The following is a 26,866-nucleotide window of genomic DNA, read 5'->3' as shown; positions in this document are numbered from 1 at the left end:
CAGATCACTGCCGTTATTCCCCGGCCCCCGCCAGCCCCGCTTCCAGCGCCGTCAGCAATTCATAGTGCGTCAGGTCGTAGTGCAGCGGCGTCACAGAGACATAACCCTCCGCCACCGCCGCGAGGTCGCTTGCTTCCGGTGCTGAGTCGCTGTGGTGCAGGCCGAACCAGAAATAATCATAACCGCGCGGATCGGTGCCTGGCACGATGCGGGTGCGGTCGATGTCGTAGAAGCCCTGGCGCGCGACCTTGATGCCCTTGATCGCGCTGGCGGGCAGGGCCGGGAAGTTCACGTTAATGAGCGTGCGCTCCAGCGCATCCTGCTTGAGCAGCGCGCGCACCACCCGCTCGCCCCAGGCCTCGGCCGCCTCAAACGGGATGCTGTCGCCCAGCCCCTCGCGCGAGTAGACTTGGCTCAGCGCGATCGAGCGCACGCCGGAGATCGCGCCTTCCATCGCCGCCGAGACGGTGCCGGAATAGGTCACGTCCTCGCCCAGATTGGCGCCGCGATTGACGCCGGAGAGCAGCAGGTCGGGCTTCTGGTCCTTCATCAGATGCCCCACCGCCATCATCACCGCATCGGTGGGCGTGCCGGAGACGCTATAATGCTTTTCGCCATGCTGGCGCAGGCGCAGCGGGCGGGAGAGTGTCAGGCTATGCCCGGCGCCCGATTGCTCCTCCATCGGTGCGACGATCCAGATGTCGTCCGAAAAGCAGCGGGCAATCTTTTCCAGCACCTTGAGGCCGGGCGCGTTCACGCCGTCATCATTGGTGAGCAGAATGCGCATCAGGCGGGCGTCAGCGTGGCGAGGCCGCCGGTATAGGGTAGCAGCGCCTCAGGCACCGTCACGCTGCCATCGGCATTCTGGTAATTCTCCAACACCGCCACCAGCGTCCGCCCCACGGCGAGGCCCGATCCGTTGAGCGTGTGCAGGAAGCGCGTGCCCTTCTCGCCCTCGGGACGGTAGCGCGCATTCATGCGCCGCGCCTGAAAGTCGCCGCAGGTCGAGACGGAGCTGATCTCGCGATAGGTTTGCTGGCTCGGCAGCCAGACTTCCAGATCGAAGGTCTTGGTTGCGGAAAAGCCCATGTCTCCCGCGCAGAGCAGCATCCGGCGATAGGGCAGGCCCAGCGCTTCCAAGATGCCCTCGGCGGATTTGAGCATATGCTCATGCTCCGCCGCCGCCTGATCGGGCGTGCAGATCGCCACCAGCTCGACCTTCTCGAACTGATGCTGGCGAATGAACCCGCGCGTATCGCGCCCGGCCGATCCCGCCTCCGAGCGGAAGCAGGGCGTGAGCGCCGTGAACCGCATCGGCAGCGCAGCCTCGGTCAAAATCTGCTCGCGCACGAGATTGGTGAGGCTCACCTCGGCGGTCGGGATCAGCCAGTGGCCGGTGGTGGTGCGGAAGAGGTCTTCGGCGAACTTGGGCAACTGCCCGGTGCCGAACACCGCCTCATCGCGCACCAGCAGCGGCGGATTGACCTCGGTATAGCCATTGGTCTCCGTCTGCCGGTCGAGCATGAATTGCGCGAGCGCCCGGTGGAGCCGCGCCATCTGCCCCCGCAGCGCCGCAAAGCGCGCGCCGGACATGGCAGCCGCACCCTCGAAATCGAGGCCGAGCGCAGGACCGAAATCGGCATGGTCCTGCGGCGTGAAGTCGAAGCTGCGCGGCGTGCCCCAGCGATGCACTTCCACATTGCCCGCCTCATCGACGCCATCGGGCACGTCTGCGGCGGGCAGATTGGGAATGGCGGCGAGGCGGCTCTGCACAGCCTCCGCCAGCGCCTTCTCCTGCGCCTCCAGCTCGGGCAGGCTGGTCTTGAGTGTCGCGACCTCCGCCTTCAGCGCCTCGGCTGTCTCCTTGTCGCCCTTCGCCATGGCCTGGCCGATGGCCTTGCTGGCCTCGTTGCGTCGCGCAAGGCCTTCCTGCACCTGCGTGGCGACGGCGCGCCAGCGCGTGTCCTCCTCGCCGATGGAGGCGGCGACCGGCTCCATGCCACGGCGGGCGAGGGCGGCGTCGAAGGCGGCGGGATTGTCCCGAATGGCTTTGATATCATGCATGGCGCACCGCCTATGCCCCGCGCGCCATGGCCGATCAAGCGGCCAGCGATCTCCCAGTGGTGGGGACGCGACTGGCACCGCCGCCCAAGCCTGGCGAGGGCAGCGGTATTCGTCTCGTTCGGCCGCCGATTCACGGCGGATTCGGCCGTTGTTCAGTCATCGTTCAATGCGCGGGAAACAGTGCTTGTTTCACTCTCGGCTGCGCTCTATAGGCGCCGCGAGAGCGCCGGAAATCGGCGACTTGATCGACGCGGAGAAGTGAATGGCCTCGCTTGCAGATTCGTCGGATAAAAACGGCTCGAAAGGCTCGGGGATCGATCTTCCCGAAGGCTATCGGCCTTCCGCAGACGAAGAGTTTATGGGGCCGCTGCAGCTGGAATATTTCCGCCGCAGGTTGCTCGATTGGAAGAAGCAAATTCTCGCCGAGGCAGAGGGCACGCTCGCCACGCTGCAGAGCGAACCGCTGCGCGAGCCCGATCTCAACGATCGCGCCTCCAGCGAAACGGACTGGTCCATCGAGCTGCGCACCCGCGATCGCCAGCGCAAGCTCATCTCGAAGATCGACGCCGCGTTGCGCCGCATCGACGATGGCGAATATGGCTATTGCGAAGTGACCGGTGAGCCCATCTCGCTCGGTCGCCTTGAAGCCCGCCCCATCGCGACCATGACCGTCGAGGCGCAGGAGCGCCACGAACGGCAGGAAAAAGTCTCCCGCGACGATTGATCACACGACTGGCAGCTCTCCTCCCGATAGCTTGCATGTCTGCGCAGGGCGCGCCGCCGATGAGCGGCGTTCTGGCCGCTCGCCTTCCTGACTGATCAACTAGCGTTGATTGCGCGTGCGCGGTTCAGTGCTCGCGGGCTTTCTATTCTCTCGCGAGGCTGTCAACGGTGCCGGGCTGCCGCCTTCGCTCGGGGAGCATCCTTGTGCCCTAACCCGCGCGCTCACACCCGCCTACGGCAGTCAGCCCGCAATGACAGCAGGATTCTGCTGCATCTATAATCGCGCCAATGTCCAGAAACGAAAAAGCGGAGGAGAGCTGCTTCTAAGCGCTCGATCCTCCGCTTTGTCCCGTCGCCCGTGCCGGTCTTCCCGGCGGCTCCCTCTCCGAAGTAATCTTGTAAGAGCGATGGAGACGGGCCTGCCTAATGCAGTTTTATACAAAAAAAAAGGGCCGACCTCGTGAGAGATCGGCCCCTTGAGTCTTAGGAGAGGATGCCTGAAAGGCAGTTTCTAAATAGCACATCCGTTTTTTGCTGCAAGTGCGAAAAACGAAACTCGCTGATGCAAAATGTAATTTAGATATACGCCTTTGATCTAAAAGAGAAAAAATTTTCGCCGGAGGGGAAACCTTCTTCATCTCTCTCACCGCTGGGTTTTATCTCGCGCCCGCGAGAGGTGACGGAATCAACCGGGGATCGCCTCAAAGAAGCGAAAAAAATTCAAAGAAACCCGCCATTTTCTGATCATGGACAAGGGGGCCTTGCTCCTAGCTGAACATTGCAATCGAATGCAATGTCACCCTCATTCGCGAATCACCTGCCCGCTTCGACGATCAGATGTCGCCGCTGAAGGTGTCGCACTGGGCAGGGTCGCCGGAGTCGTAGCCCCGACGCAGCCAAGCCACCCGCTGGGCGCTGGTGCCGTGGGTGAAGCTGTCCGGCGCCGGCCGGCGCCCGGCGTCCTTCTGCAGCGTGTCATCGCCGATCGCGGCGGCAGCGCGCAGGCCTTCCTCAAGATCGCCAGTTTCCATCAGACCGGTACGGCGTCCCCACACCCCTGCGTAGCAATCGGCTTGCAGTTCGATGCGGACCTGCAGCGCATTGGCTTGTGCTTCGCCCAGTTGCTGCTGCCTTTTGTTCACATCATCCAGCCGGCCCTCCAGATGCTGGACATGATGCGCGACTTCATGGGCGATCACATAGGCCTGGGCGAAGTCGCCCGGCGCGCCGAAGCGCTGCTGCAGTTCCCGGAAGAAATCCGTGTCGAGATAAATCTTCTCGTCGAGCGGGCAGTAAAATGGTCCCATGGCCGATTGCGCCGCCCCGCAGCCCGAACGCCCGCTTTGCGCATAAAAGGAGAGGATGGTGGGCTTGTAGGTCTGGCCGCTTTGCCGGAAGAGATCGCCCCAGATGCGCTCGGTGGTGTTGAGCACCTTGAGCGAGAAGCTTTGCATCTGCGTCAGCTCGCCCTCCTGACCCGTAGGAGCGCCCTGCTCGGTCGCCGGCTGGGAGGTATCTCCGCCGGTCAGCAGCCCGCCGCCGCTAAAGCTGATGAAGGCGAACACGGCGAGCGCGATTACCACCCCGCCGCAGCCGAAGCGGCTGCCGATCATCGGCAGCAACATGCCGAGCAGATTGCCGCCCCCGCCGCCGAAACCGCCCCCGCCGCCACGCTGGATCTCGTAGTTGCTGCTTTCCCGTTCGTCGTCGAGCCGCATTCTCGTCCCTTCCCCAGCGCGTGCTTGCATGATCACGCCATGGTCGATGTGTCGGGAAATTCTCCCCGCTGCGACGGTGAAATGCAACAAGGCTAGGAACTATCCCAACGCCCCGGCAATTCTGTGGGGATCGCGACATCCGGTCCCCGCTCGGCGCTGGTGGACGGCCGGGGAATGGGATATTGCATCGCACCATGGATATGCCGACTCCGCGTCGCCGCGGCGGCCATGCGCCGCTCCCTTTGCCCGATCAGGTCGCACTGGTCCTCCAGGGCGGAGGCGCGCTGGGGTCTTATCAGGCCGGCGTGATCGAGCGGCTGGCGGCGCTTGGCATCGGGATCGACTGGGTCGCGGGCATCTCCATCGGCGCCGTCAATGCCGCCATCATCGCCGGCAACACGCCCGATCAATGGGTGGCCCGTCTGACCGAGTTCTGGACTCTCGTCAGCAGCGGCCTGCCGAACATCTGCCTGCCCGAGGACGATCATCTGCGCGAGGGCGCACATCTCGCCGCCGCCGGCGCCGTGCTGCTCGGGGGCGTACCAGGTTTCTTCCGCCCGCATTTTCTGCAGCCACTATGGGCGCCGCCCGGAACGACGGAAGCGATCAGCTATTACGACACGGCGCCCTTGCGCGAGACACTGGACCGGCTGGTCGACTGGGACCGGGTCAATCACGGTCCCATGCGGTTTTCCATTGGCGCAGTGGATATCGAGAGCGGCAATTTCGTCTATTTCGACAATCAGGACCCGCAATGGCGGGGCCGGATCGATGCCCGCCATGTCATGGCTTCCGGTGCCCTGCCGCCGGGACTCCCGCAGGTGGAGATTGACGGCCGCCATTATTGGGATGGGGGCCTGGTCTCCAATACCCCGCTCAGTCATGTCCTCGAGCACCAGTCCGGTGATCTGCTGATCTTCCAGGTCGATCTCTTCCCGGCAGAAGGGCCGCTGCCGCGCGAAATGAGCGATGTCTGGTCGCGGCAAAAGGATATTCAATATTCCAGCCGCACCCGGCAGGTGACGGACCGCTTCCTGCGTACCCGGCGGGAGCATGAGGCGATCCGCGCGCTGCTGGATCGCTTGCCGCAGGACGTCGCCCAAACATCCGAGGCGCGGCGGCTGGCGGGGATGATCGAGGAAGGATCGGTCAACATCATCCATCTCATCCACCGCCTGCGCGCCTGGCATAGCGGCGCGCGCGATTTCGAATTTTCGCGCCGCACGATGCTGGATCACTGGGCGCAGGGCGATGCCGCCGTCGCCGCCGTGCTCTCGCACGGGACCCAGCTTATCGCGGAAAACATCGTCAGTGGCCGCAGCGCAACCTTCGACCTCGCGCTGACCGGTCAGATCAAGGAGAAGCAGGCATGAGTTTGAAGGGCAAGACAGCGCTGATCACCGGCTCCACATCGGGCATCGGCCTTGCTTATGCCAAGTCGCTGGCGGCCGAGGGCGTCAACCTCGTCATCAACGGCTTTGGCGATGCCGATGCCATCGAGAAGGAGCGGCTGGCGTTGGAGCAGGCGAGCGGTGCGAAGGCGATCTATTCCGGCCATGATCTCACCAAGCCGGAGGAGATCGAGGCGATGATGGCGCAGGCGGCGGAGGCCTTTGGCGGTGTCGATATCCTCATCAACAATGCCGGCACCCAGCATGTCGCGCCGGTGGAGGAATTCCCGCTCGACAAGTGGAGCCTCATCATCAAGCTCAATCTGGAATCCGCCTTTCACACCACCCGGCTTGCCGTGCCCTATATGAAGCAGCGCAAATGGGGCCGGATCATCCAGACCGCCTCCGCGCACAGCCTCGTCGCCTCGCCGTTCAAGTCGGCTTATGTGACGGCCAAGCACGGCCTTGCCGGCTTCACCAAGACGATCGCGCTGGAACTGGCGACCTTCGGCATCACTGCCAATTGCATCTCGCCCGGCTATGTCTGGACCCCGCTGGTCGAGGGCCAGATTCCGGACACGATGAAAGCCCGGAACATGACTCGCGAGCAGGTCATCAACGATGTGCTGCTGGCTGGTCAGCCGACCAAGGAGTTCGTGACGGTGGAGCAGGTCGCCGCGATCGCGATGTTCCTCTGCTCGGATCCCGCGAGCAACATTACCGGCGCGAACATCAGCGTGGATGGCGGCTGGACCGCCGCCTGAGGGCTAGAATTACGACAGCTAGATTGAAGCGTGTGCTCCTGCGTAGGCAGGAGCCCAGGGCGCAGCTGGATGTCCTTGCCGCCCTAGGCTCCTGCCTGCGCAGGAGCACCACGCGCAAATCTAGCCGGGATGGGGGCCGCTCACCCCCAAACGTCCTTGGCCCCTCCCTGGGGGAGGGAGGGGCCGTCGGGGACTGTGGGAGAGTATCAGCGCCGTGGGAGAGTAACGCTGATGAGGACTGTATAGCCCCCACTTGTCACGAGACTTTGTCGCAATCGGCGGAGTTTGTATCAATGTGTCGCAGCCGGTGCGACGGGCTCAGTTGCCGCTGCCGCCCAGCACGTTGATCGTGAAGGCCAGTACGCCCAGATTGAAGACAAAGGCGGCGAGGCAGTGGATCGTCGCCACGCGCCGGACCGAGGTGGAGGTGACCGCCACGTCCGAGGTCTGGAACGTCATGCCCAGCGTGAAGCTGAAGTAGACGAAATCCCAATAGGTCGGCTCCTTGGTGCCGGGAAAGTCGAAGCCGCGCGCATCCGCGCTGCCCTCGTCATCTGTGTCGCCCTCGCTCCGCACGTAGAACATATGGGCATAATGGAGGGCGTAGACCATGTTGGAGAAGATCCACGCCAGTGCCAGGGTCGCGATGACCAGGGCCATGGCTTCGATGCCGGGATCGTGCCTGTTCTCAAGCTCGGAGAAGATCGCGACGAGCACCACCAGCGAGACCGCGCCGGTTATCCCCAGCAGCAAGGTGCGATTGGCATCGTTCCGTACGGCAGACTGGCGCATCTGATCCGGCCCGGCGCGGGCCAGCAAAGGCCAGACGGACAGCAGAAAGATACCAGCCGCGATATCGAATCCCGCCATCATGGCATGACGCCAGCCCAAGACCTGATGCAGCAGCGGCAGGCTGACAAGCAGGATCGCCGCAAAAGCGAGGAAGCGTATGGGCGCAAGGCGCCGTCCAAGGTCAAGAGCCATCGGCGCGACTATAGCGGGCGAAATTGCCTGCCGAACCTTGTTTCTTCATCTGCTAGCGCCGGCGCGTGTCACCGGTTGAAACGAGAAGCTGCGTAAAGCGTAACCCTCGCCAACGCTCGCGTTCAGGAGCGACGCTCAGGCTCCTCGATCTCTGACTTCCGTTATTCAGACAAACAACATTTCTGGACGGTCCGAGCGCCAACATGATCCGGTCTTGGCCCCGCAGAACCCGGACGCGTCCAATATCGACGCGCCCGCATTCTGCCAAATTCAATCCGCGCCTCAGAGCTTGCTCGTCAACTCCGGCACGATCTGGAACAGGTCGCCCACCAGTCCGACGTCGGCCACCTGGAAGATCGGCGCATCCTCGTCCTTGTTGATGGCGATGATGGTCTTGGAGTCCTTCATGCCGGCGAGGTGCTGGATGGCGCCGGAAATGCCGACGGCGATGTAGACGTCCGGCGCCACGATCTTGCCGGTCTGGCCGACCTGATAATCATTGGGCACGAAGCCCGCGTCCACCGCCGCCCGCGAGGCGCCGACGGCGGCGCCGAGCTTGTCAGCCAGCGGCTCGATGAGCGCCTTGTAATTTTCGCCGCTGCCTACGCCACGACCGCCCGAAACGATCACCTTGGCGCTGGTTAGCTCAGGCCGCTCCGAGGCTGCCACCTCGGCGGACACGAAGCGCGCGGTGCCAGCATCGCCGGTGCCGGACACGGCCTCCACCGGGGCCGAGCCGCCCTCGGACGCCGCCTTGTCGAAGGCGGTGCCGCGCACGGTGATGACCAGCTTGGCGTCACTCGTCTTCACCTGCGCGATGGCATTGCCGGCATAGATCGGGCGCGTGAACGTGTCCGGCCCATCCACCGCGATGATGTCCGAAATCTGCATCACGTCGAGCAAGGCGGCGACGCGCGGCGCGATGTTCTTGCCGGTTGTCGTGGCCGGGGCGAGAAAGGCGTCATGATGCCCCATGAGGTCGACGATCAACGGTGCGACATTCTCGGGGAGCTGGTGCTCCAGCGCGGCATCATCGGCGAGATGAACCTTGGCCACGCCCGCGATCTTCGCGGCCTGCTCGGCCACGGCGGCGCAACCTTTGCCTGCGACCAGCAAATGCACCTCGCCCAGCTTGGCGGCGGCGGTCACGACCGGCAGGGTCGCATCCTTGAGGGTGGCATTGTCATGCTCGACCAGAACCAGTGTCTTCATTATCCTGTCCCTTCATCCGCATCCCGCTCGCTTCGAGCGAAGTCGAGAAGCGTTGTGCGCGGCGTGTCTCGACTTCGCTCGACACGAACGGAAAAGTGATCGGTCGCTCAGGCGACCCCAAGCACCTTAAGCTTCTCGACCAGCTCATCCACGCTGTTCACCTTCACGCCCGCCTGCCGCTTGGCGGGCTCGGTCACCGTCAGCGTCGTCAGCCGCGGCGTCATGTCCACGCCGTAATCGGCCGGCGTCTTCTGCGCGAGTGGCTTGGACTTGGCCTTCATGATGTTGGGCAGCGAGGCATAGCGCGGCTCGTTCAGGCGCAGGTCGGTCGTCACGATGGCCGGCAGCTTGAGCGCCACCGTTTCCAGCCCGCCGTCCACTTCGCGCGTTACATTGGCCGTGTCGCCGGAAACCTCCACCTTGCTGGCGAACGTACCCTGCGCCCAGCCGAGCAGCGCCGCGAGCATCTGCCCGGTCTGGTTGCTGTCATCATCGATGGCCTGCTTGCCCAGGATCACCAGACCCGGCTGTTCCTCATCGACAATCGCCTTCAGGAGCTTGGCCACCGCCAGCGGCTCGGCCACGCCTTCATGCGTGATCAGGATCGCCCGGTCCGCGCCCATGGCCAGTGCCGTGCGCAGCGTTTCCTGAGCCTTCGCCTCGCCGATGGAGACCGCGACGATCTCGCTCGCCACGCCCTTCTCCTTCAGGCGGATGGCCTCCTCGACGGCAATCTCGTCAAAGGGGTTCATGCTCAGCTTGACGTTGGCAAGGTCCACACCAGACCCGTCCGCCTTCACGCGCGGCTTGAGATTATAATCGAGCACCCGTTTCACCGGGACCAGGATCTTCATCTGTGCTCTCCTTAAGACAGTCGAATGCTAGTTGACGTTCACGTTAACGTCAACCTCGAGAAAGGCTCGCAAATTCCGCCATCAGCGGCTGGAACTGCTCCATGGGCGGGAAGGTCTCGAAGCTGTGTCTGGCTTTCGTGACCGCCCAGGGCAGCGCTTCCGAGGTGTAGGTTTCCAGGAAGGGCGGGTCCGTCGGCGGTACGTCCAGCAAGGTCGTGCGCACATTGACGATCTCGTCCATGCCTTCCGGGCGCGTAAACACCCAGCTCAGGCAATGATCGCAGAAGAAATGCCGCGGCGCGCCGTGCCATCCGCCGATCACCGGCGCGCCGGCGATCACTTCGAAACCGGTCGAGAGATAGCAGCTGCTGAGCGAGAAGGCGCTCGCCGTCATCAGCTGGCAGCCGCGGCAGTGGCAGGCCGCTGTGAACAGCGGCGCCCCGGTGACCCGGAAGCGCAGCTTGCCACAGCGGCAACCGCCTTCTGCCGCGCTCTGCATCAGGCCAGCGCCTTCACCTCGGCCACGATCTTCTTGGCGGCATCGCCCAGATCGTCGGCCGGCACGATGGCGAGGCCGGAATTGGCGAGGATTTCCTTGCCCTGCGCTACGTTGGTGCCCTCAAGCCGCACGACCAGCGGCACCGAGAGATTCACTTCCTTGGCTGCCGCGACGATGCCTTCTGCGATGATATCGCAGCGCATGATCCCGCCGAAGATGTTGACCAGAATGCCCTTCACTGCCGGGTCGGAGAGGATGATCTTGAATGCCGCCGTCACCTTCTCCTTGGAGGCGCCGCCGCCCACATCGAGGAAGTTGGCCGGAAACATGCCGTTCAATTTGATGATGTCCATCGTCGCCATGGCAAGGCCCGCGCCGTTGACCATGCAGCCGATGTCGCCATCCAGCTTGATATAGGCGAGGTCGTACTTGCTCGCTTCCAGTTCGGCGGGGTCTTCCTCGGTCTCGTCGCGCAGGTCCATCAGGTCCGGGTGGCGGAACAGCGCATTGCCGTCGAAGCCGACCTTGGCGTCGAGCACCTGGATCTTGCCGCCGGCGATGGCGAGCGGGTTGATCTCGATCTGGCTGGCATCGGTGCCGAGGAACGCCTTGTAGAGCGCGCCGGCGACCTTGCTGGCCTGCTTGGCGAGATCACCGGAAAGCTCCAGCGCGGCAGCCACGCGGCGGCCATGATGCGGCATGAAGCCGGTCGCCGGGTCGATGGTGATGGTGTGGATCTTCTCGGGCGTGGAGTGCGCCACTTCCTCGATGTCCATGCCGCCCTCGGTCGAAGCGACCATGGCGATGCGGCCGCTGGCGCGGTCCACGAGGAGGGCGAGGTAGAATTCCTTTTCGATGTCGACGCCATCGGTGATGTAGAGGCGGTTGACCTGCTTGCCGGCCTCGCCGGTCTGGATGGTCACCAGCGTATTGCCGAGCATGTCCTTGGCATGTGCTTCGACTTCCTCGATCGTCTTGGCCAGCCGCACGCCACCCTTGGCATCCGGACCGAGCTCCTTGAACTTGCCCTTGCCGCGCCCGCCGGCATGGATCTGCGCCTTCACCACATAGAGCGGGCCGGGGAGCGACTTGGCGGCCTCGACGGCTTCCGCCACGGTCAGCGCTGCATGGCCGGCGGGGACGGGGGCGCCAAATTTCGCGAGCAGTTCCTTGGCCTGATATTCATGAATGTTCATGGGTGCAGTATCCTGAGCCTGAGAAGAGGTTGGCCGCGCCATAGCCCAAGCCGACGCCGGCGTAATTTGCAAAGTTGCAAAATCGACGGCTCGGATGCGATATTTACGCGTAGACCAGCGCGGCGCCGGTCAAGGTCTCGCGAGGCGGATTGGCTCGAAGACGTCGGGTCTGTGTGTCAGATCGCGCAGCTAATGGCCGATGCTGTAGCCGCCCGCAGGATTTCTGGATCGCCCAACGTGCTCAAGTGGCGGACCATTTCGCTCACCGTCGTCCTATTGGGGTCGATGCCGCGTCCGTCGGTCAGCGTCGCGATCCGGCGAAGCTGCGCATTGCTCAGGCGATCCGTAAGGGTGCGCGCCATGCAGCCGGCCATAGGCTCGCTGAGGCCCGCGCGCACGAGCCCTGCGCGAATGCGACTTTCCGGCGTTGCGCAGCTGCTCAACAAAATGGCTGCGGGCAGGGCGAGGGCGGCAAGCGCGCGGGCGGAGGTGAGCTTCATGCGCGGGAGAGTAGCCGGCCAGAAGGCTCATGCCTAGAGCCTGCGTTTCGGCTGCTCTGTCTTGGCGCACAGGCGGGCGCAGCAACCTCGGTGGGCGTGCCTGCGTGCTGGCCAGCCCGGCCCCGACCGGTTACACATCCGCCGCATCCTCCCTGCTGGAATGCGCAACATGATCGAGATGTTTTTCACCCGTTTCGCCAGCCGCATGGCGAGCTGGACGGGCCAGCCGTTCACCTTCGTTCTCGCCTTGAGCATCATCGTCATATGGGGGATCAGCGGGCCGATTTTTCAGTGGTCGGACACGTGGCAGCTGGTCATCAACACCGGCACGACTATCGTGACCTTCCTCATGGTGTTCCTGATCCAGAATGCCCAGAACCGCGATGCGAGCGCCATGCAGGTCAAGCTGGACGAGCTTATCCGCGCCATGGAATCCGCGCAGAATGGCTATATCGGCATCGAGCATCTTACGGATGCGCAGATTTGCAGCCTGCGGGATGCCTTGGAGAAGGAAATCGACGCGGTGCCGGAATTGATCGCCCAGCGCCAGGTGGAGCTGAACAGGCTGATCGAGCGCCGCTGACAAAGCAAAACGGGCGCCGTTCGGGCGCCCGTTTCATGTGGAGGACTAATCGCTCAGCTCGGCATGGCCTGTGGATCAACCGGCCAGGGATGGGCCTTTGCGGGCTTCGAAACATCCGGCGATGCCGAAGCATTGGCTTGTGCCTTGCCGGACGACAGCGATTTGCCGATCTCCTGCCGGGCCGTATCCGTCTCGGACGTCTGGCGATGTTCCGCCAGCTTGTCCTTCAGCTCTTGAGCGCGCTTGCGGGCGCGATCCTTGTACGGCTCGAGGCGTCCCTCATCGTTCATCTTCTTGAGCTTCGAGCCGATGAAGGCGGCGACCGCTCCATAGAAAAATGTTTTCAGCATGATGCTCTCCTGATTTGCAAAATGTTGCGAAGTGCTGTCACGGCGTCGACCGGCAAGCCTTAACGGCAGCGCACCTCGCCGCGTTCGATGGCGCGACCAGCCACGGCGCCACCCGCAGCGCCGATGATCGTGCCGATCGTCTTGCTGCCGCCGGGCGCAATGATGTTGCCGAGGACGCCACCGGCAAGGCCGCCGATGATCGCGCCCCGCGTGCCGTCCGGCTTGCGGCAATAGTAGCCGCCTCGGTCGTCACGGTAGATCGGGTCATTGGCGCCCAGCACATAGCCATCATTGTTCGAGGCGTAGCCGGGGCCGCCGCCAAGTCCCATATCGCTGCACCCTGCGAGGGTCATGGTCGCGGCCGCGAGTGCGATGGCCGGTGTGCGAAATCCTGCGAAAGTCATGTCCTTGCCTTTCTGATCGTCCTGCCCTTGTTGGCAGAGATAACGGCTGGAAGGCGAGGTCGTTCCGAGGGCTCGCAGAACCTGTCCTGCTGTGCACCCGCGTGCCGGATCAGCTCAGGCGATGTTCCAGCGTCACCTCGGCATTGAGCAGCTTCGAGACCGGGCAGGTCTTCTTCGCCTCTTCCGCGATCCGCGCAAACTCATCGGGGTCGATGCCGGGCACGGTGGCTTCCAGCACCAGGTCCGAGCGGGTGATCGTAAAGCCGCCGTCGCCCTGTTCGAGCTTGACCGAAGCCTTGGTGTCGAGCGACCCGTCCGCATAGCCGGCGCGCTCCAGCGCGAAGGAGAGCGCCATGGTGAAGCAACCGGCATGGGCCGCCGCGATCAACTCCTCGGGATTGGTGCCGGGCTCATCGCCGAACCGGGTGCCAAAACCATAGGGCTGCTCCTTGAGTACGCCGGATTGGGTGGTGAGGCGGCCTTTGCCGGCCTTGCCCATGCCTTCATATTGAGCCGATGCTGTCCGGGTGGTCATATGCTGTCTCCTTGAACGCGTTGCGCAATATCGTTGAACGAACGCCCCTGCGCTCGGTTGCCTGAACGGCGGCGTGCCAGGTCGTACCATCTTTGCTGGGGGATTTGGCGACAATGCATGGAGGCGGGGCGTCGCCCGCCAAAGATATGGGCCGGAGACGCCATGCGCTCCGGCCCATATGGGATCGATTGAGTGGACGATGCCCGCTCCTTACTGGCAGGCGAGAGTGCCGAGCCGCAACGTGCCGATGATCCGGGGGATCATTGGCAGGCGAGGCACTCGTCATAATCGGTGGACTCGCCCAGCTCGATCTTCTTGAGCTCGGCTGTGTTGTCCGCCTCGACGCCGCCTGCGAAGCCGGCGCGCTGGATGGACTTGGAGCGCAGATAATAGAGCGACTTCACGCCCAGCTCCCAGGCGCGGAAGTGGAGCATCAGCAGATCCCACTTCTCCACGTCGGCCGGGATGAACAGATTCAAGGACTGCGCCTGATCGATAAACGGCGCGCGGTCGGCGGCCAGCTCGAGCAGCCAGCGCTGGTCGATCTCGAAGCTGGTCTTGAACGTGTCCTTCTCTTCCTGGGTCAGGAAGTCGAGATGCTGCACGCTGCCGCCCTTCTCGAGGATCGAGTTCCACACATTGGTCGAATCCTTGGACTTCGCCGCGAGGATCTTCTCGAGATAGGGGTTCTTGACGATGAAGCTGCCCGAGAGCGTCTTGTGCGTGTAGATGTTCGCCGGGATCGGCTCGATGCACGCCGAGGTGCCGCCGCAGATGATGCTGATCGACGCGGTCGGCGCGATCGCCATCTTGCAGGAGAAGCGCTCCATCACGCCCTGATCGGCCGCGTCGGGGCAGGGGCCGCGCTCTTGCGCCAGCACCATCGAGGCCTCGTTGGCCTTGGCATTGATATGCTTGAAGATGCGCAGGTTCCAGCTCTTGGCCATGGCGCCTTCGAAGGAGATGCCGCGCGCCTGCAGGAAGCTGTGGAAGCCCATGACGCCGAGGCCAACGGACCGCTCGCGGCCGGCGGAATATTTGGCGCGGGCCATCTCGTCCGGTGCGCGGTCGATATAATCCTGCAGCACATTGTCGAGGAAGCGCATGACGTCCTCGATGAACATCTTGTCGCCGTTCCACTCGTCCCAGGTTTCGAGGTTGAGCGACGAAAGGCAGCACACGGCGGTGCGATCCTCGCCGAACTGGTCCTTGCCGGTCGGCAGGGTGATTTCCGAGCAGAGGTTGGAGGTGGAGACCTTCAGGCCCACGTCGCGATGATGCTTGGGCATCATCCGGTTCACCGTGTCCGAGAAGACGATATAGGGCTCGCCGGTCGCCAGCCGCGTCTCGACCAGCTTCTGGAAAAGCGAGCGCGCATCGACGGTGGCGCGCACGCTGCCGTCCTTGGGACTCCGCAGCTGGAACTCGGCGCCCTCACGCACCGCTTCCATGAACTCATCGGTGATGAGCACGCCATGATGCAGGTTGAGCGCCTTGCGGTTGAAGTCGCCCGATGGCTTGCGGATTTCGAGGAACTCCTCGATCTCCGGGTGCGAGACGTCCAGATAGCAGGCCGCCGAGCCGCGCCGCAGCGAGCCCTGGCTGATCGCGAGGGTGAGCGAATCCATCACGCGGACGAAGGGAATGATGCCGCTGGTCTTGCCGTTGAGGCCGACCGGCTCGCCGATGCCGCGGACGCTGCCCCAATAGGTGCCGATGCCGCCACCGCGCGAGGCGAGCCAGACATTCTCGTTCCAGGTGTTGACGATGCCCTCCAGGCTGTCGTCGACGCTGTTGAGATAGCAGGAGATGGGCAGGCCGCGCCCCGTGCCGCCATTGGAGAGCACGGGCGTCGCGGGCATGAACCACAGCTTGGAGATATAATCGTAGATGCGCTGGGCATGCGCCTCATCGTCGGCATAAGCCGCCGCGACGCGCGCGAACAGATCCTGATAGGATTCGCCGGGCAGCAGATAGCGATCCTTGAGCGTCTCCTTGCCGAACTCGGTCAGCAAGGCATCACGCGTGGAATCGGTCACCACATCGAAGCGGCGGGCGTCGATGGTGTTCGATGCTGCCGCCTTCTTGGGCGCCTTTTCAGGCGCATCGCCTGTCCGCACAGTTTCCATAATGCCCTCGCTGGCCAGCGTTGCTTCTGCCAAACCTTCCGCCTGCAAATCCCGAAACTCCATGATTCAACCCCCAATGTTCTTGCTTCGTTCGGTTTCGTCAAGCCTTGGCCGGAGAGACCTCAAATTCGGATGTCGGCGGGATTTTCCGCCGGGTTACGCGCCTTGGCGCGCTATCCAGAACATCACGAAGCACAATCTATAGCGTAGCCCCCGGACCCCTAACACTATTGATAGTGCCACAGATGATTGCGGATGCAAGGTATAATGGCGATCGCGGGGCCGCATTTCATCGACGAAATGACTCGGTTGGGCGATGTCTGCTTATGCTGCAGTGCAGCGACGCGCGGTCCTGCGCGGGCTTGCCGGAAAGCAAGCGCAGAAAGCGGGCCGGAAAAATAAAGATGTGGAAAAGGCCGGCCATCGGGACGGGCCTGGCGACGTGCACCGAATGCGCGCCCTCGTGATGCTGGCAAATCCGCCGAGGCCGCCTTATGGATCGGGCGAAGAGTCAGGCACAGAGGATTGTCGGCATGTCCCAAGGCATCATCATGATCATCGGCGCAATCGCGCTCATCATTCTGCTGGTGTGGGTTTTCCGGTCACGATTCGGAGCGGCGGACCATATCGATACCTCGGCCACCGCCGTGGGCGCGGTTACGGAAGCGGCACGCAACATCGCCGAAGAGGTCGCGCATAAGTTCGAGGGCAAGTCTGAGCCGCAGACGGCCGCAGCCGAGACGACACCGATCCCGGATGACTCCCTCGCAGCCCCGGCCCCGGCGGCGACAACGCCCAACGCCATCGGCATTCCTGCCGCCGTGGGCGCACCGGACAATCTGCGCCTGCTCAAGGGCGTCGGGCCAAAGCTGGCTGCGCTGCTGACGGAGCTCGGGATTACCCGCTTCGACCAAATCGCCGCCTGGAACGTGGCGGACATCGCGACGGTCGATGCCAATCTGGGTACCTTCAAGGGCCGCATCGTGCGCGACAATTGGGTGGAGCAAGCCGGCTTCTTGGCGCGCGGCGACACTGCCGGCTTCGAGGCGCGGTTCGGCAAGCTGGACAGCCCCGGCAACAGTTGAACGGACCCCCATTCTGACCGATCATCCTTCCAAGGCGGCGCCCGGCGCGCCCGCACCGTCGCATCTCCCGCTCGGCCGTGTCCTGCTGCTGGCCGCGCTGACGGCGACCTTGCCGGCCGCCATCGAAGGCGTGTCGCCCGCCTTGCCGGCTATTGCGAGCGGCCTTGGGGCAGACCCCACTCATATGCCGACCGCGATGAGCGCGTTCGTGATCAGCTTCGCCATCGCGCAGCTGCTCGGCGGCATGTGCGCGGATGCACTAGGCCGCCGGCCGGTCGTCATCGGCGGGTTGCTGCTGTTTACGCTAGCGGGCCTGTTGGGTGCATTTGCGGAGAGCTTCTCGATGCTGCTCGCCGCCCGTGCGCTGCAGGGCGTCGGCGCAGCCGCAGCGGTGCTGCTGGCCCGCACGATGGTCCGCGATCAGCTTGGCCGGGAGGACGCCGCGCGCGCTCTGGCGCTGATCGGCATCATCATGGGGTTCACCCCGGCGCTGGCGCCACTCATCAGCGGCGTTCTGGTGGCGACAGGCGGCTGGCGTGCGCCCCTGGTGGCACTGGCCGTGATGGGCGGCGTGCTGGTCATCGTGACGACCCTGCGCTTGCCGGAAACGCTGGCGCGCGAAGAGCGGCTCCCCTTTGATCTGCGCGCCTTGTTCCGCACCCTCTCAGGCCTTGCCCGGTCGCGCGCGTTGATGGCCTACATCATCGCGAACGCCTTTGCTTACAGCGGCATCCTGCTGTTTTCTTCCGCCGCGCCGCAAGTCATCATCGACTATCTCGGCGTCTCGGCCGCCGGCTATGCCGCGATGCTCTCGCTGGCGACGGCCGGGTTCATCGCCGGCAATTTCCTGTCTTATCGTCTCGTCCGTCGCCTGGGCGTGGATGGCACCTTGCGGGTCGGCGTGCTGTTCCAGGCGACTGGACCGCTGCTCATGCTGCTCGCCGTCTCTGCCTGGCCGCACATATGGGTCGCGCTGGTCATCCCGCAGATGCTCTACACCATGGGTTGGGGCATCGTGCAGCCGCAGACGCAGGCCGGCGCCTTGTCCACCCATCCGCACAGCATCGGTCAGGCCTCGGCTTTGCTGGGTTTCGTCCAGCTCGCGCTGGCCGGCCTGATCGTGGCGATCTTTTCGCGCGTGACGGCGGGAGAGCCGGTTTCGCTCGCTCTGGCCCTGATAGTCTGCGGCGGCATGGCGACGGCGTGCGCCTGGCATCTGGTGCCGCGCCAACGCGCCTGAGCCGTCAGGCTGCGATGGTGAGCGGCGCAGCCAGCGGCGGCTGATAGATCAGTTCGATGACGCCCCAATGCTGGCCCGCAATGGAGAGCGGCGCCACCACCTGTTTGAACAGTCCGCTTCTGCCCTGCGCCAGCGGGCGCCGGCTTGTCCGCACGGTGAACGGCCGGGTCGTCCGCGCCAGCGCGCGCATGTGGGGCGCATTGAGCATCTGCCCCTGCTGGCCCTGATCGCTCGCCTGCTCCAGGGCCGCTGACGGTTGCTCCATCCCCTGCACGGGGAGAGCGAGCGCGCAAAAGGCATTGCGGTCGAGACAGTTGAAGCCAACCAGCCCCGGCAACTGCCGCGCACCCTCCCGCCAGCCTGCCGCGATCCGCGCGATCAGGGTCTGGGCAGGATGGTTGAACAGCGGCGGATTGCTGCCCGCCAGCGGCTCATAATCGTCCGTGAAGATCTGATCGGCCGTGATCTCGCCGGCTGTGATGGCCTCTTCGACGGCGGAAGCCATGGCCGCCGCCGCTTCGGACGCAAAGCGGATATAAGGCGAATCCGGGATGTCGACACCGCTTTCGGCGAGATACTGGAGCAGCTGGTTGGTGTCCTCGCTCACGTCGATCACGCGCGTGGACAGCCGCTGGAGGCCGATGGCATTGTCGATGGAAGCATCGGCGAGGTCGGAGAGCCCGGTGCGAATTTCGCCAACCGAGCCGAGGATCGCGTGAATGTTGGCCGACACCGCCTCGCTGTTCCCGGAGAGGCCGAGGATCAGGTCGCGCAACCGGGCAACCAGTGCGGCGATCTCGCCCGAGGCGGCGTGGGCGCCATTGGCCTTTTGCGCGCCCTGCGCGATCCGCTCGAGCATGGTCTGCGCTTCGCTGCGTAATTCGCGGATCGATCCTTCGATCTGCTGCGTGGCGAGCGCCGTCTCCTGCGCCAGCTTCTTCACTTCCGCCGCCACCACCGCAAAACCCCGTCCGGCGTCGCCGGCTCGGGCGGCCTCGATGGCGGCATTGAGCGCCAGCAGATTGGTCTGGCCGGCAATGCCGCTGATGACCTTGCTGGTATCGCTGACGCTGGCGAGGGCGAGATTGAACCCATCCAGCCGCTCGTGAATGCGGGAGACCTGATCGATCAGATCCAGCACATTCTGCGAGGCTGAGGCAAGCTGTGTGCTCGAATCATCGACTACCTTGCGCGCGGTGCTGGCCTGCGCGCGGGCCTGATCGGCATTGTCGCCTACGTCATCGCCCATCTGGCCGAGCGCGATCGCGGCATCTTCGAGCGTTTCGAGCATGGATGCCTGATCGGTGACGCGGTCGGCCAGCTCGGCAATGTCCACCTGCAGGTCGAGCGTGCGCAGGCCGAGCGCGCCGGTATGCTCGGCGACATGCAAGATCGTCGTTTCCAGCCGGTTCGTCATGTTCACGCGCTTTTGTCTCCCGCTCGACGGGCGGTTTAGGAACAAGCGGTTAAAATGACGTTGTGCGGTGCGGTATTAGTGGCGCGTCGCCCTAATCTCGGGCGCCGAGCAGCGCCAGCACCACCGCGCTCACCACCAGCAGCAGGCCGATCACTTCGCTCCGGCGCAGGCGCTCGCGCAGATAGAAATGCGCAAAGCTGAGCGTGAAGACGACCTCGCTCTGGCCGACGATCCGCACCAGCGCTACCGGTGCCGTCGCAAAGCCGGTGAACCAGCAGGCCGAGCCGAGTGCGGAGAGAAAGCCGACCTGACCCGAGACGCGCCATGTCTCGAACACCCTGCGCACCTGTTCCGGCTCGCGCCACAGCAGGTAGCCGCCCTGCATCACCGTCTGCAGGGCAACGGTGATGACCAGCACCGTGAGCGCTGCGGAAATAGGGTCGGGCGTGGTCACATCCATCGTCGCGCGCCGAATGGCGATCGCGGTGAGCGCGAAGAAGAAGCCGGATGCGATGCCGTAGCGCGCAGCGGGCTGGCCGAGCGCTCGCAGAAAATCGCCCGCGCTCATCCGCTTGCCGCCGGTGGAGAGCAGCATGACGCCCACCACGCCAATGGCGATGCCGATCCAGGCCAGCAGGCTCAGCGTTTCGCCGAGCAGCAGGATGGAGAGCAGGGCGCCCTGCGCGGCTTCCGTCTTGGAGTAGGCGGTGCCGACGACGAAATTGCGATGATGGAAGGCCATCAGCAGCAGGTTCGTCGCCAGTATCTGCGCCAGCCCGCCCAATGCGCTATAGATGACGGTGGCGCTGGAGAAGGCCGGGAACAGCCCGTCCCGCAGCAGGGCGTGATAGCCCAGCATCAGCACCGCCGCGAAGGGCAGGCCGTAGAGATAGCGCACAAGGCCAGCGGCATTCACGGACATCATCTGCCCGACGCGCCGTTGCACGGCCGTCCGCCACGCCTGAAGCAGGCCGGCCAGCAGCGTCGCCGGCAGCCAGATCGGCGAAGAAATCAACGCTGCGCCCTATGCCGGGTCAGGTTCATGCTTTCTCCAGCAGGCCTTCCCGGGCGATCTTCTCCTGCCAAACGAGCGGCGCGAGCTGGTGGACGTTGTTGCCTTCGCTATCCACCGCGACGGTGACGGGAAAGTCCTGCACCTCGAACTCGTAGATCGCTTCCATGCCCAGATCCTCGAAGCCGACCACCTTGCTGCCCTTGATCGCCCGCGCGACGAGATAGGCCGCGCCGCCGACCGCCATCAGATAAGCGCTCTTGGCATCCCTGATCGCCTCGGTCGCCGCCGGGCCGCGCTCAGCCTTGCCGACGCAGGCGAGCAGGCCCTGGTCGAGCATCATGCGCATGAACTTGTCCATGCGGGTCGCGGTCGTCGGGCCAGCCGGACCGACCACTTCCTCGCCCACCGGATCGACCGGGCCGACATAATAGATCACGCGGCCCTTGAACTCGACCGGCAGTTGCTCGCCCTTGGCCAGCATGTCCTGAATGCGCTTGTGGGCTGCGTCGCGGCCGGTGAGCATCTTGCCGTTGAGCAGCAGGCGGTCGCCCTGCTTCCAGCTGCGCACCATCTCGGGCGTGAGCGCATCGAGATCGACGCGGATCGCTTCCGCGCTCGGCTTCCAGTCCACCTTGGGCCACTCATCGAGCTTGGGCGCTTCCAGATAGGCGGGGCCGGAGCCATCCAGCGAGAAATGCGCATGGCGGGTCGCGGCGCAATTGGGGATCATCGCCACCGGCTTGCCTGCCGCATGGCAGGGCGCGTCGAGGATCTTGACGTCAAGGATTGTAGCAAGCCCGCCCAGACCCTGGGCGCCGATGCCGAGCGCGTTCACCTTGTCGAAAATCTCGATGCGCAGCGCCTCGATATCCGTCTGCGGCCCGCGCGCCTTGAGGCTGGCCATGTCGATCTGCTCCATCAGCGCCTTCTTGGCGAGGTGGACGCAATGCTCGGCCGTGCCTCCGATGCCGATGCCGAGCATCCCCGGCGGGCACCAGCCGGCGCCCATTTGCGGCAGCATTTCAAGCACCCAGTCGACGATGTTGTCAGCCGGGTTCATCATCTTGAACTTGGACTTGTTCTCGCTGCCGCCGCCCTTGGCCGCGACATCGACATGGACATGATGGCCGGGCACCATTTCGACATGCAGCACGCAGGGCGTGTTGTCCTTGGTGTTCCGCCGCGTGAAGGCGGGGTCGGCCAGCACGGATGCGCGCAGCTTGTTCTCGGGGTTGAGATAAGCGCGACGCACGCCCTCGTCGACAACCTCCTGCAGCGACTTGCTGGTGTCGTCGAGGCGGCAATCCATGCCCCACTTCACGAACACGTTAACGATGCCGGTATCTTGGCAGATCGGGCGATGGCCCTCGGCGCACATGCGGCTGTTGGTCAGGATCTGCGCAATGGCGTCCTTGGCCGCCGGCCCTTGCTCCGCTTCATAGGCCGTGCCCAGCGCGCGGATATAATCCATCGGGTGATAGTAGCTGATGAACTGAAGCGCATCGGCGACGCTTTCGATCAGGTCGGCGGTCTTGATGGTCACGGTCATGGCGCGCGTGAGACTCCCGGCAAATGGCAAGGAAAGGCGGTTTGGATGCCGCGCGCTATACGCCTTTGCCCTGCGCAGGCAAGCGCTCGACGCCGTTGCGGCGCCGGCCGATCCGCGCAATAACCGCTCAGCGGCGCGCGCTCATGACGCCGCAGGCAGGAAGGATGCATCTATGTTCCGGATCATCGGCTATATCGTCGTCGGCCTCATCGTTGGCGTCTTCGCGCGCTTCTTCTATCCCGGCGCCGTGGACCTCGGCTGGATCGCCACGATCCTGCTCGGCATCGGCGGTGGCATCATCGGCGGCTTCGTCGCGGGGCTGATGGATGGCAAGAGCGGCAACTTCCGCCCGGTCGGCTTCATCGGCTCCGTGCTCGGTGGGATGCTGCTGATCTTCATCGTGCGATCATTGAGCTAGGCGCGGTCAAGCCTAGGAACCGCCTTGCGTTCCTGTGAAAACAGGAACCCAGGGCGCAACCGCAGTACGCCACTGCCCTGGGCGCCTGCTTCCGCAGGAGCACCGCGTTATCGGAAAGGGTTAAGCCCGCTTATTCGCCCGCGCCCGAACTGTTACATGGCGCAAACAGGGGCAGCGCAGCCACGTCATCCGGCGCAAGGGTGAGCCCGAAGACATCCGCCAGGGCCGCGTGATACTCTTCCGGCGTGGTCATTTCGCGCACCTCGCGAATAGGCCCACGCGCGATAGACAGATCACGCTCGGTCAGCGCTGCGAAGCCGTCGGGCAGCACGATGCTGACAATGTGCAGCGTCGTAAAGCGCGAAGCCGAGCGGGTGGAGGTCCAGTGGTTGCACTGCTCCAGATCGATGGGTGCCACGGGATCGAGGTGGAACGCATATTGCGGTTGCCAGTCGTCGGTCTCCACGCTGCGCCCGTCGGTGGAGGCCGTCGGGCCGGCGCGCTCCAGTAGCCATTCGCCGAGGACGTCGCCGGGCTGGCCGGTCCGGCGCAAGCGATGGCTGGCTCCGTCGGGCGTCGTGGCCTCGGCGCCGTCCTGCAAGGGCAGGGGCGGTACGAAACTGCCGCCAAATCCGGCATCGGCCACCCAAGGCTGGCCTTCGATCTCAAGCAGCAACAGAGTATGCGTGCGCGGCGGGATGTCTCCGGGCGCCGCGCCGAGCAACACCCGCGCGAGCAGCGGTCTGGCCGGCAGGCCAAGCGTGCCCAGCATGTCGGCAAACAGCCGGTTCTGCTCGAAGCAATAGCCGCCGCGCCGCCGGGTGACGAGCTTGTCGAACACGCTGTCCCCGTCGATCAGGATCGGGCGGCCCAGGCGCACATCCAGATTCTCGAACGCGATGCGCCGGCGCTGTGCCGCCTGAAGAATGGCGAGGCCGTCGGCATCGGGCGCCGGCGCGGACTCAAGGCCGAGGCGGGCCAGATAGGCGTCGAGGCGGTCGGCGGCTGTCATGGCCGGATCGCCCCTGTCAGGCCACGTCGAGGCTGTCGAGCGCCTCGCTGGCTTCCATCCAGCTCTGCTCGGCCTGTTCGATGGCGCCGTCGAGCTTGGCGCGCCGCTGCATCAGTTCGCTCATCGTCCGGTCCTTTTCCTGCGGCCCAGCCTTTGCCGGATCGAACAGGGCGAGATCGATCCGCGAGCGCTCGGCGGTGAGATCGGCCAGCGCTTTCTCTGTCTTCTTCACGGCCGCCTGAAGCGCCTTGTAGCGCTCGCGGGCCTGGGCGTTCGCGCGGCGATCGGCCTTGCGATCGTTCTTGGACCCGCTCTCCTTCGCTGGGGCACTGGCACCGCGCCCGAGCACGAAGTCGGTATAATCCTCAAGGCTGCCGTCAAAAGGCTGCGCCAGTCCGCTATCGACCAGCACCAGCCGGTCGGCGACCAGCTCGATCATGTGCCGGTCGTGGCTGACGATCACCACCGCGCCGGAATAGCTGTTGAGCGCCTGCACCAGAGCCTCGCGGCTATCGACGTCGAGGTGGTTGGTCGGCTCGTCGAGGATCAGCAGGTGCGGCGCGTGGCGGGTGATCAGCGCCAACGCCAGCCGCGCGCGTTCGCCGCCGGAGAGCGACCCGACCTTCTGGGTTGCCCTTATGCCTGAAAAGCCGAACCGCCCAAGCTGCGCCCGCACCGCGCCGGGGGTGGCGCCCTTCATCTGCCGGGTCATGTGCTCCAGCGGTGTGTCTTCCGTATCCAGCTCTTCCACTTGATATTGGGTGAAATAGCCGACGTTCATCTTGCCCGAGGCGTTCATTGCGCCTTCCATGGCCGGCAACTGCGCGGCGAGTAGCCGGGCCAGCGTCGTCTTGCCGTTGCCGTTCTTGCCGAGCAGCGCGATGCGGTCATCGGGGTCGATGCGCAGATTGAGGCGCTGGAGGATCGGGGTCTCATTGTAGCCGACCGACGCCATGTCGAGCGTGATGAGCGGCGGGCGCAGCGCTTCGGGATCGGGGAAGTCGAAGGACAGGCTGGGGTCTTCCAGCGCAGCGGCGATGGGCTGCATCTTGGCCAGCGCCTTGGCCCGCGATTGCGCCTGCTTGGCCGTGCTGGCCCGGGCGCTGTTGCGGGCGACATAATCCTGCAGCTTCGCACGCTCTGCCGCCTGCTTTTCGCGCGCCGATTCGAGCTGGGCGAGCCGCTCGGCGCGCTGCCGCTCGAACGCATCATAGCCGCCTGGATAGAGGGTGATCTTGCCGCCCTCCAGATGCAGGATGTGGTCCACGACATTGTTAAGGAGGTCGCGCTCGTGGCTGATGACCAGCACCGTGCCACGATATTCCTTGAGGAAGCTTTCCAGCCACAGGGTCGCTTCGAGGTCGAGGTGGTTGGATGGCTCGTCGAGCAGGAGCAAGTCCGGCTCGGAGAAGAGCAGGGCGCCCAGCGCGACGCGCATCTTCCACCCGCCCGAGAAGCTGTCGAGCGGCCGGTTCTGCATCTCTTCATCGAAGCCGAGGCCCGTGAGGATGCGACCCGCGCGCGCGGGCGCGGTGTAGGCATCGATGGCGATCAGGCGATCGTGCAGGTCGCCCAGCCGGTCCGGGTCTTCGCACGTCTCGCTCTCCACCAGCAGCGCCGCGCGCTCGGTATCGGCAGCGAGCACGGTGTCGAACGGCGTGGCGCTGCCGCTCGGGGCTTCCTGCGCGATATAGCCCAGACGCGTGTCGCGCGGCATGTCGACCGATCCACCATCGGGGTCGAGTTCACCGATGATCGTCTTCATCAGGGTGGACTTGCCGGCGCCGTTGCGGCCGATCAGGCCGACCCGCGACCGCGGCGGCAGGGCGGCGCTCGCGGCATCGAGAATGACACGGCCCCCCAGCCGCACGGTGATATCATTGATGGTCAGCATGGCGCGCCGTTAGCACAAGCGCAGCGCAGGTCGCCCGGAAAATTCTGACCGCCGGCCGTGTTTGCGGATCTAGCCGACCAGCGCAGCCGTCTCCGCATCGCCTTCGCCGGGACCGACGCAGTAGAAACAGAGCTTGTTCCCATCGAGATCACGCACATAAGCGGCGTAGAAGGCCTGACTCCCATCGGCACTACGCAGACCAGGCGGGCCTTCATCTACCCCGCCCATTTCGATCGCCTTGCCATGCAATCGCCGCACCTTCTCCCGCGTGCGCTGGCCCATGGCGACCATCGCCCCATTGCCGGGGGTCGCCTGTCCGCCATTGAACGGCTTGGCGACGCCAAACATCGGTTTGCTCCAGCTGGCGCCCCAGGCCGCGATATGGGGCAGCTCCAGCAACCGCCGGATGCCGACACTGCCGAACAGCGCATCATAGAAGGCCATGGCGCGCTGCAGGTCATTGGTGCCCACCGTCGTGTAGCCGATCATGGGTGCCTCTCCGCCGGGATGGACCGCTTGCCCGACTCAACGCCGCGCGAACCAGCGGCTCCATACAGTAGAATTCGGCTGGTGCTAACGGTCCCGCTCCACGCTAGTTCTGCCGCCCCGAATTGAAACGCTTCGCATGGGCGGGTCCCTCTCGCCCCGCAGGGCGACCGAGGCTGTCAGCCCTGCTCGTCTCCCTTGCAGGCGCCGACCCGCTTGGCGTCCACTGTCATCTTCATCGTCATCTCGCCTGCGGCGTCCCCGCCTTGGGCCTTTGAGGCCATCTCCATCCGGTAGCGGTCGGGGGCATATTCGCCGTCCATCTTCATTTCCATGCGGCCCTGCGCGCCGCCATCGCATTTGAGTAGCGCGGAAATCTTACCATTTTTCATCGTGAAGTGATCATATTTGCAGCTCTTGTCGTGCTCGCCGGTGAAAAAGGCTTTCTGCTCCTTCACATCCTCTTCGGTCACGCAACTGGTGAAGCTTCGCCCGGCGCCCATCTGCGCCTCCATGTGATCACGCGCTTCGGCGGGCAGACCGGGCATCTCGATCTCCTGCACCGTCATCTGGCCTTCCCACCGGCCGGGGCTGACCATGACACCATCGCCGCCGGCAGCCGCCACTTGCTGCTGCACTTCCTCGGGCGTCGCGTTGGTCGCCGAGACATTCGGGCCGCTGTCGCAGCCGGAGAGGACAAGAAGGGCAGGGGTGATCAGAAAAACGGCGCGCATGGGCATGTCCTCTTCGCAAGGCCCGGCACCTGTGTGTCCAAGCTCGTCCGGCCGGTGATGGCGCTTTAGCCTCCGCAGGGCAAGCTCGAGAACGGCACGACGGACGGATC

The 26,866-nt window shown here is 64.6% G+C and carries 27 protein-coding genes; 7 read left to right on the top strand and 20 right to left on the bottom strand.

All coding sequences use genetic code 11. The annotated features are described in order from the left end of the window. Positions 1 to 13 precede the first annotated feature (13 nt). Together surE and serS are read right to left on the bottom strand one after the other, a co-directional pair. Positions 14 to 787, bottom strand: a complete 774-nt coding sequence (surE, locus tag M2337_RS16000) for a 5'/3'-nucleotidase SurE (protein WP_264571037.1) — start codon at positions 785 to 787, stop codon at positions 14 to 16. Next, positions 787 to 2,064, bottom strand: a complete 1,278-nt coding sequence (gene serS, locus M2337_RS15995) for a serine--tRNA ligase (protein WP_264571036.1) — start codon at positions 2,062 to 2,064, stop codon at positions 787 to 789. The genes surE and serS overlap by 1 nt, the downstream gene beginning before the upstream one ends. A gap of 262 nt (positions 2,065 to 2,326) precedes the next feature. On the opposite strand from serS, the gene dksA reads away from it, so the two are divergent. Then, the gene (dksA, locus tag M2337_RS15990; protein WP_181560338.1) at positions 2,327 to 2,788 is read left to right on the top strand and encodes an RNA polymerase-binding protein DksA; all 462 of its coding nucleotides are present in this window, start codon (positions 2,327 to 2,329) and stop codon (positions 2,786 to 2,788) included. Positions 2,789 to 3,620: 832 nt separating this feature from the next. On the opposite strand, the gene M2337_RS15985 is transcribed toward dksA, so the two are convergent. Further along, on the bottom strand, positions 3,621 to 4,505 hold the full coding sequence (locus M2337_RS15985; protein WP_264571035.1) for a neutral zinc metallopeptidase: 885 nt from the start codon (positions 4,503 to 4,505) through the stop codon (positions 3,621 to 3,623). Between the two features lie 194 nt (positions 4,506 to 4,699). Here M2337_RS15985 and M2337_RS15980 point away from each other — a divergent pair, with 194 nt between their 5' ends. Next, positions 4,700 to 5,878: a patatin-like phospholipase family protein gene (locus tag M2337_RS15980; protein WP_264571034.1), complete on the top strand. Its 1,179-nt coding sequence runs from the start codon at positions 4,700 to 4,702 to the stop codon at positions 5,876 to 5,878. Continuing rightward, positions 5,875 to 6,660 (top strand): 3-hydroxybutyrate dehydrogenase, encoded by a 786-nt coding sequence (locus M2337_RS15975; RefSeq protein ID WP_181560335.1) that lies wholly within the window; start codon positions 5,875 to 5,877, stop codon positions 6,658 to 6,660. The genes M2337_RS15980 and M2337_RS15975 overlap by 4 nt, the downstream gene beginning before the upstream one ends. A 318-nt stretch (positions 6,661 to 6,978) precedes the next feature. Here M2337_RS15975 and M2337_RS15970 read toward each other — a convergent pair whose 3' ends face one another. The 6 genes from M2337_RS15970 to M2337_RS15945 all read right to left on the bottom strand — a co-directional run bounded on the left by M2337_RS15970 (position 6,979) and on the right by M2337_RS15945 (position 11,905). Further along, entirely contained in the window at positions 6,979 to 7,644 is a 666-nt protein-coding gene (locus M2337_RS15970) for a DUF1345 domain-containing protein (protein ID WP_264571033.1), read from the bottom strand. A gap of 282 nt (positions 7,645 to 7,926) precedes the next feature. After that, positions 7,927 to 8,856, bottom strand: coding sequence for an electron transfer flavoprotein subunit alpha/FixB family protein (locus tag M2337_RS15965; protein WP_264571032.1), 930 nt, complete (start codon positions 8,854 to 8,856; stop codon positions 7,927 to 7,929). 107 nt (positions 8,857 to 8,963) lie between these two features. Next, positions 8,964 to 9,710: an electron transfer flavoprotein subunit beta/FixA family protein gene (locus tag M2337_RS15960; protein WP_264571031.1), complete on the bottom strand. Its 747-nt coding sequence runs from the start codon at positions 9,708 to 9,710 to the stop codon at positions 8,964 to 8,966. A 49-nt stretch (positions 9,711 to 9,759) separates the two neighbouring features. Then, complete coding sequence (locus M2337_RS15955; RefSeq protein WP_264571030.1) at positions 9,760 to 10,209, bottom strand: GFA family protein; 450 nt, start codon at positions 10,207 to 10,209, stop codon at positions 9,760 to 9,762. After that, entirely contained in the window at positions 10,209 to 11,405 is a 1,197-nt protein-coding gene (gene sucC, locus M2337_RS15950; RefSeq protein ID WP_264571029.1) for an ADP-forming succinate--CoA ligase subunit beta, read from the bottom strand. Before sucC ends, M2337_RS15955 begins: the two co-directional genes overlap by 1 nt. Positions 11,406 to 11,581: 176 nt before the next feature. Continuing rightward, on the bottom strand, positions 11,582 to 11,905 hold the full coding sequence (locus M2337_RS15945; protein ID WP_264571028.1) for a hypothetical protein: 324 nt from the start codon (positions 11,903 to 11,905) through the stop codon (positions 11,582 to 11,584). A 172-nt stretch (positions 11,906 to 12,077) separates the two neighbouring features. On the opposite strand from M2337_RS15945, the gene M2337_RS15940 reads away from it, so the two are divergent. Beyond that, positions 12,078 to 12,488, top strand: a complete 411-nt coding sequence (locus tag M2337_RS15940; protein ID WP_264572293.1) for a low affinity iron permease family protein — start codon at positions 12,078 to 12,080, stop codon at positions 12,486 to 12,488. Positions 12,489 to 12,541: 53 nt separating this feature from the next. Here the strand turns inward: M2337_RS15940 and M2337_RS15935 are convergent, their stop codons facing one another. The 4 genes from M2337_RS15935 to M2337_RS15920 all read right to left on the bottom strand — a co-directional run bounded on the left by M2337_RS15935 (position 12,542) and on the right by M2337_RS15920 (position 15,906). After that, entirely contained in the window at positions 12,542 to 12,838 is a 297-nt protein-coding gene (locus M2337_RS15935) for a hypothetical protein (RefSeq protein WP_264571027.1), read from the bottom strand. A gap of 59 nt (positions 12,839 to 12,897) precedes the next feature. Further along, the gene (locus M2337_RS15930; protein ID WP_181560327.1) at positions 12,898 to 13,242 is read right to left on the bottom strand and encodes a glycine zipper 2TM domain-containing protein; all 345 of its coding nucleotides are present in this window, start codon (positions 13,240 to 13,242) and stop codon (positions 12,898 to 12,900) included. A gap of 109 nt (positions 13,243 to 13,351) precedes the next feature. Then, positions 13,352 to 13,777, bottom strand: a complete 426-nt coding sequence (locus M2337_RS15925; RefSeq protein WP_264571026.1) for an OsmC family protein — start codon at positions 13,775 to 13,777, stop codon at positions 13,352 to 13,354. Positions 13,778 to 14,037: 260 nt separating this feature from the next. Further along, the gene (locus tag M2337_RS15920) at positions 14,038 to 15,906 is read right to left on the bottom strand and encodes a ribonucleoside-diphosphate reductase subunit alpha (protein ID WP_181561483.1); all 1,869 of its coding nucleotides are present in this window, start codon (positions 15,904 to 15,906) and stop codon (positions 14,038 to 14,040) included. Positions 15,907 to 16,439: 533 nt separating this feature from the next. Between M2337_RS15920 and M2337_RS15915 the strand changes: the two genes are divergently transcribed. Continuing rightward, positions 16,440 to 16,991: a hypothetical protein gene (locus M2337_RS15915; protein ID WP_264571025.1), complete on the top strand. Its 552-nt coding sequence runs from the start codon at positions 16,440 to 16,442 to the stop codon at positions 16,989 to 16,991. Next, a complete protein-coding gene (locus M2337_RS15910) occupies positions 16,900 to 18,231 on the top strand; it encodes a multidrug effflux MFS transporter (protein ID WP_264572291.1) in 1,332 nt (443 codons plus the stop codon). The genes M2337_RS15915 and M2337_RS15910 overlap by 92 nt, the downstream gene beginning before the upstream one ends. A 4-nt stretch (positions 18,232 to 18,235) precedes the next feature. Here the strand turns inward: M2337_RS15910 and M2337_RS15905 are convergent, their stop codons facing one another. The 3 genes from M2337_RS15905 to M2337_RS15895 all read right to left on the bottom strand — a co-directional run bounded on the left by M2337_RS15905 (position 18,236) and on the right by M2337_RS15895 (position 22,212). After that, the gene (locus M2337_RS15905) at positions 18,236 to 19,648 is read right to left on the bottom strand and encodes a methyl-accepting chemotaxis protein (RefSeq protein WP_264571024.1); all 1,413 of its coding nucleotides are present in this window, start codon (positions 19,646 to 19,648) and stop codon (positions 18,236 to 18,238) included. 91 nt (positions 19,649 to 19,739) lie between these two features. Next, the gene (locus tag M2337_RS15900; RefSeq protein WP_181560322.1) at positions 19,740 to 20,663 is read right to left on the bottom strand and encodes an EamA family transporter; all 924 of its coding nucleotides are present in this window, start codon (positions 20,661 to 20,663) and stop codon (positions 19,740 to 19,742) included. A gap of 25 nt (positions 20,664 to 20,688) precedes the next feature. Next, positions 20,689 to 22,212 (bottom strand): fumarate hydratase, encoded by a 1,524-nt coding sequence (locus M2337_RS15895; RefSeq protein ID WP_264571023.1) that lies wholly within the window; start codon positions 22,210 to 22,212, stop codon positions 20,689 to 20,691. A gap of 172 nt (positions 22,213 to 22,384) precedes the next feature. Here M2337_RS15895 and M2337_RS15890 point away from each other — a divergent pair, with 172 nt between their 5' ends. After that, positions 22,385 to 22,630: a GlsB/YeaQ/YmgE family stress response membrane protein gene (locus tag M2337_RS15890; RefSeq protein WP_181560320.1), complete on the top strand. Its 246-nt coding sequence runs from the start codon at positions 22,385 to 22,387 to the stop codon at positions 22,628 to 22,630. Between the two features lie 130 nt (positions 22,631 to 22,760). Here the strand turns inward: M2337_RS15890 and M2337_RS15885 are convergent, their stop codons facing one another. The 4 genes from M2337_RS15885 to M2337_RS15870 form a co-directional block, all read right to left on the bottom strand. Further along, complete coding sequence (locus M2337_RS15885) at positions 22,761 to 23,642, bottom strand: arylamine N-acetyltransferase family protein (protein WP_264571022.1); 882 nt, start codon at positions 23,640 to 23,642, stop codon at positions 22,761 to 22,763. Positions 23,643 to 23,658: 16 nt separating this feature from the next. Further along, entirely contained in the window at positions 23,659 to 25,536 is a 1,878-nt protein-coding gene (locus M2337_RS15880; protein ID WP_264571021.1) for an ABC-F family ATP-binding cassette domain-containing protein, read from the bottom strand. Between the two features lie 69 nt (positions 25,537 to 25,605). After that, positions 25,606 to 26,025, bottom strand: a complete 420-nt coding sequence (locus tag M2337_RS15875) for a VOC family protein (protein ID WP_264571020.1) — start codon at positions 26,023 to 26,025, stop codon at positions 25,606 to 25,608. Between the two features lie 176 nt (positions 26,026 to 26,201). Further along, complete coding sequence (locus tag M2337_RS15870) at positions 26,202 to 26,756, bottom strand: DUF3617 domain-containing protein (RefSeq protein WP_264571019.1); 555 nt, start codon at positions 26,754 to 26,756, stop codon at positions 26,202 to 26,204. Positions 26,757 to 26,866 lie beyond the last annotated feature (110 nt).

Source organism: Sphingobium sp. B2D3A (genome assembly GCF_025961795.1).
In the GTDB taxonomy this organism is placed as follows: domain Bacteria; phylum Pseudomonadota; class Alphaproteobacteria; order Sphingomonadales; family Sphingomonadaceae; genus Sphingobium.
The sequence above is the reverse complement of the archived record's forward strand: the minus strand, read 5'-3'. Positions and strand labels throughout refer to the sequence as shown.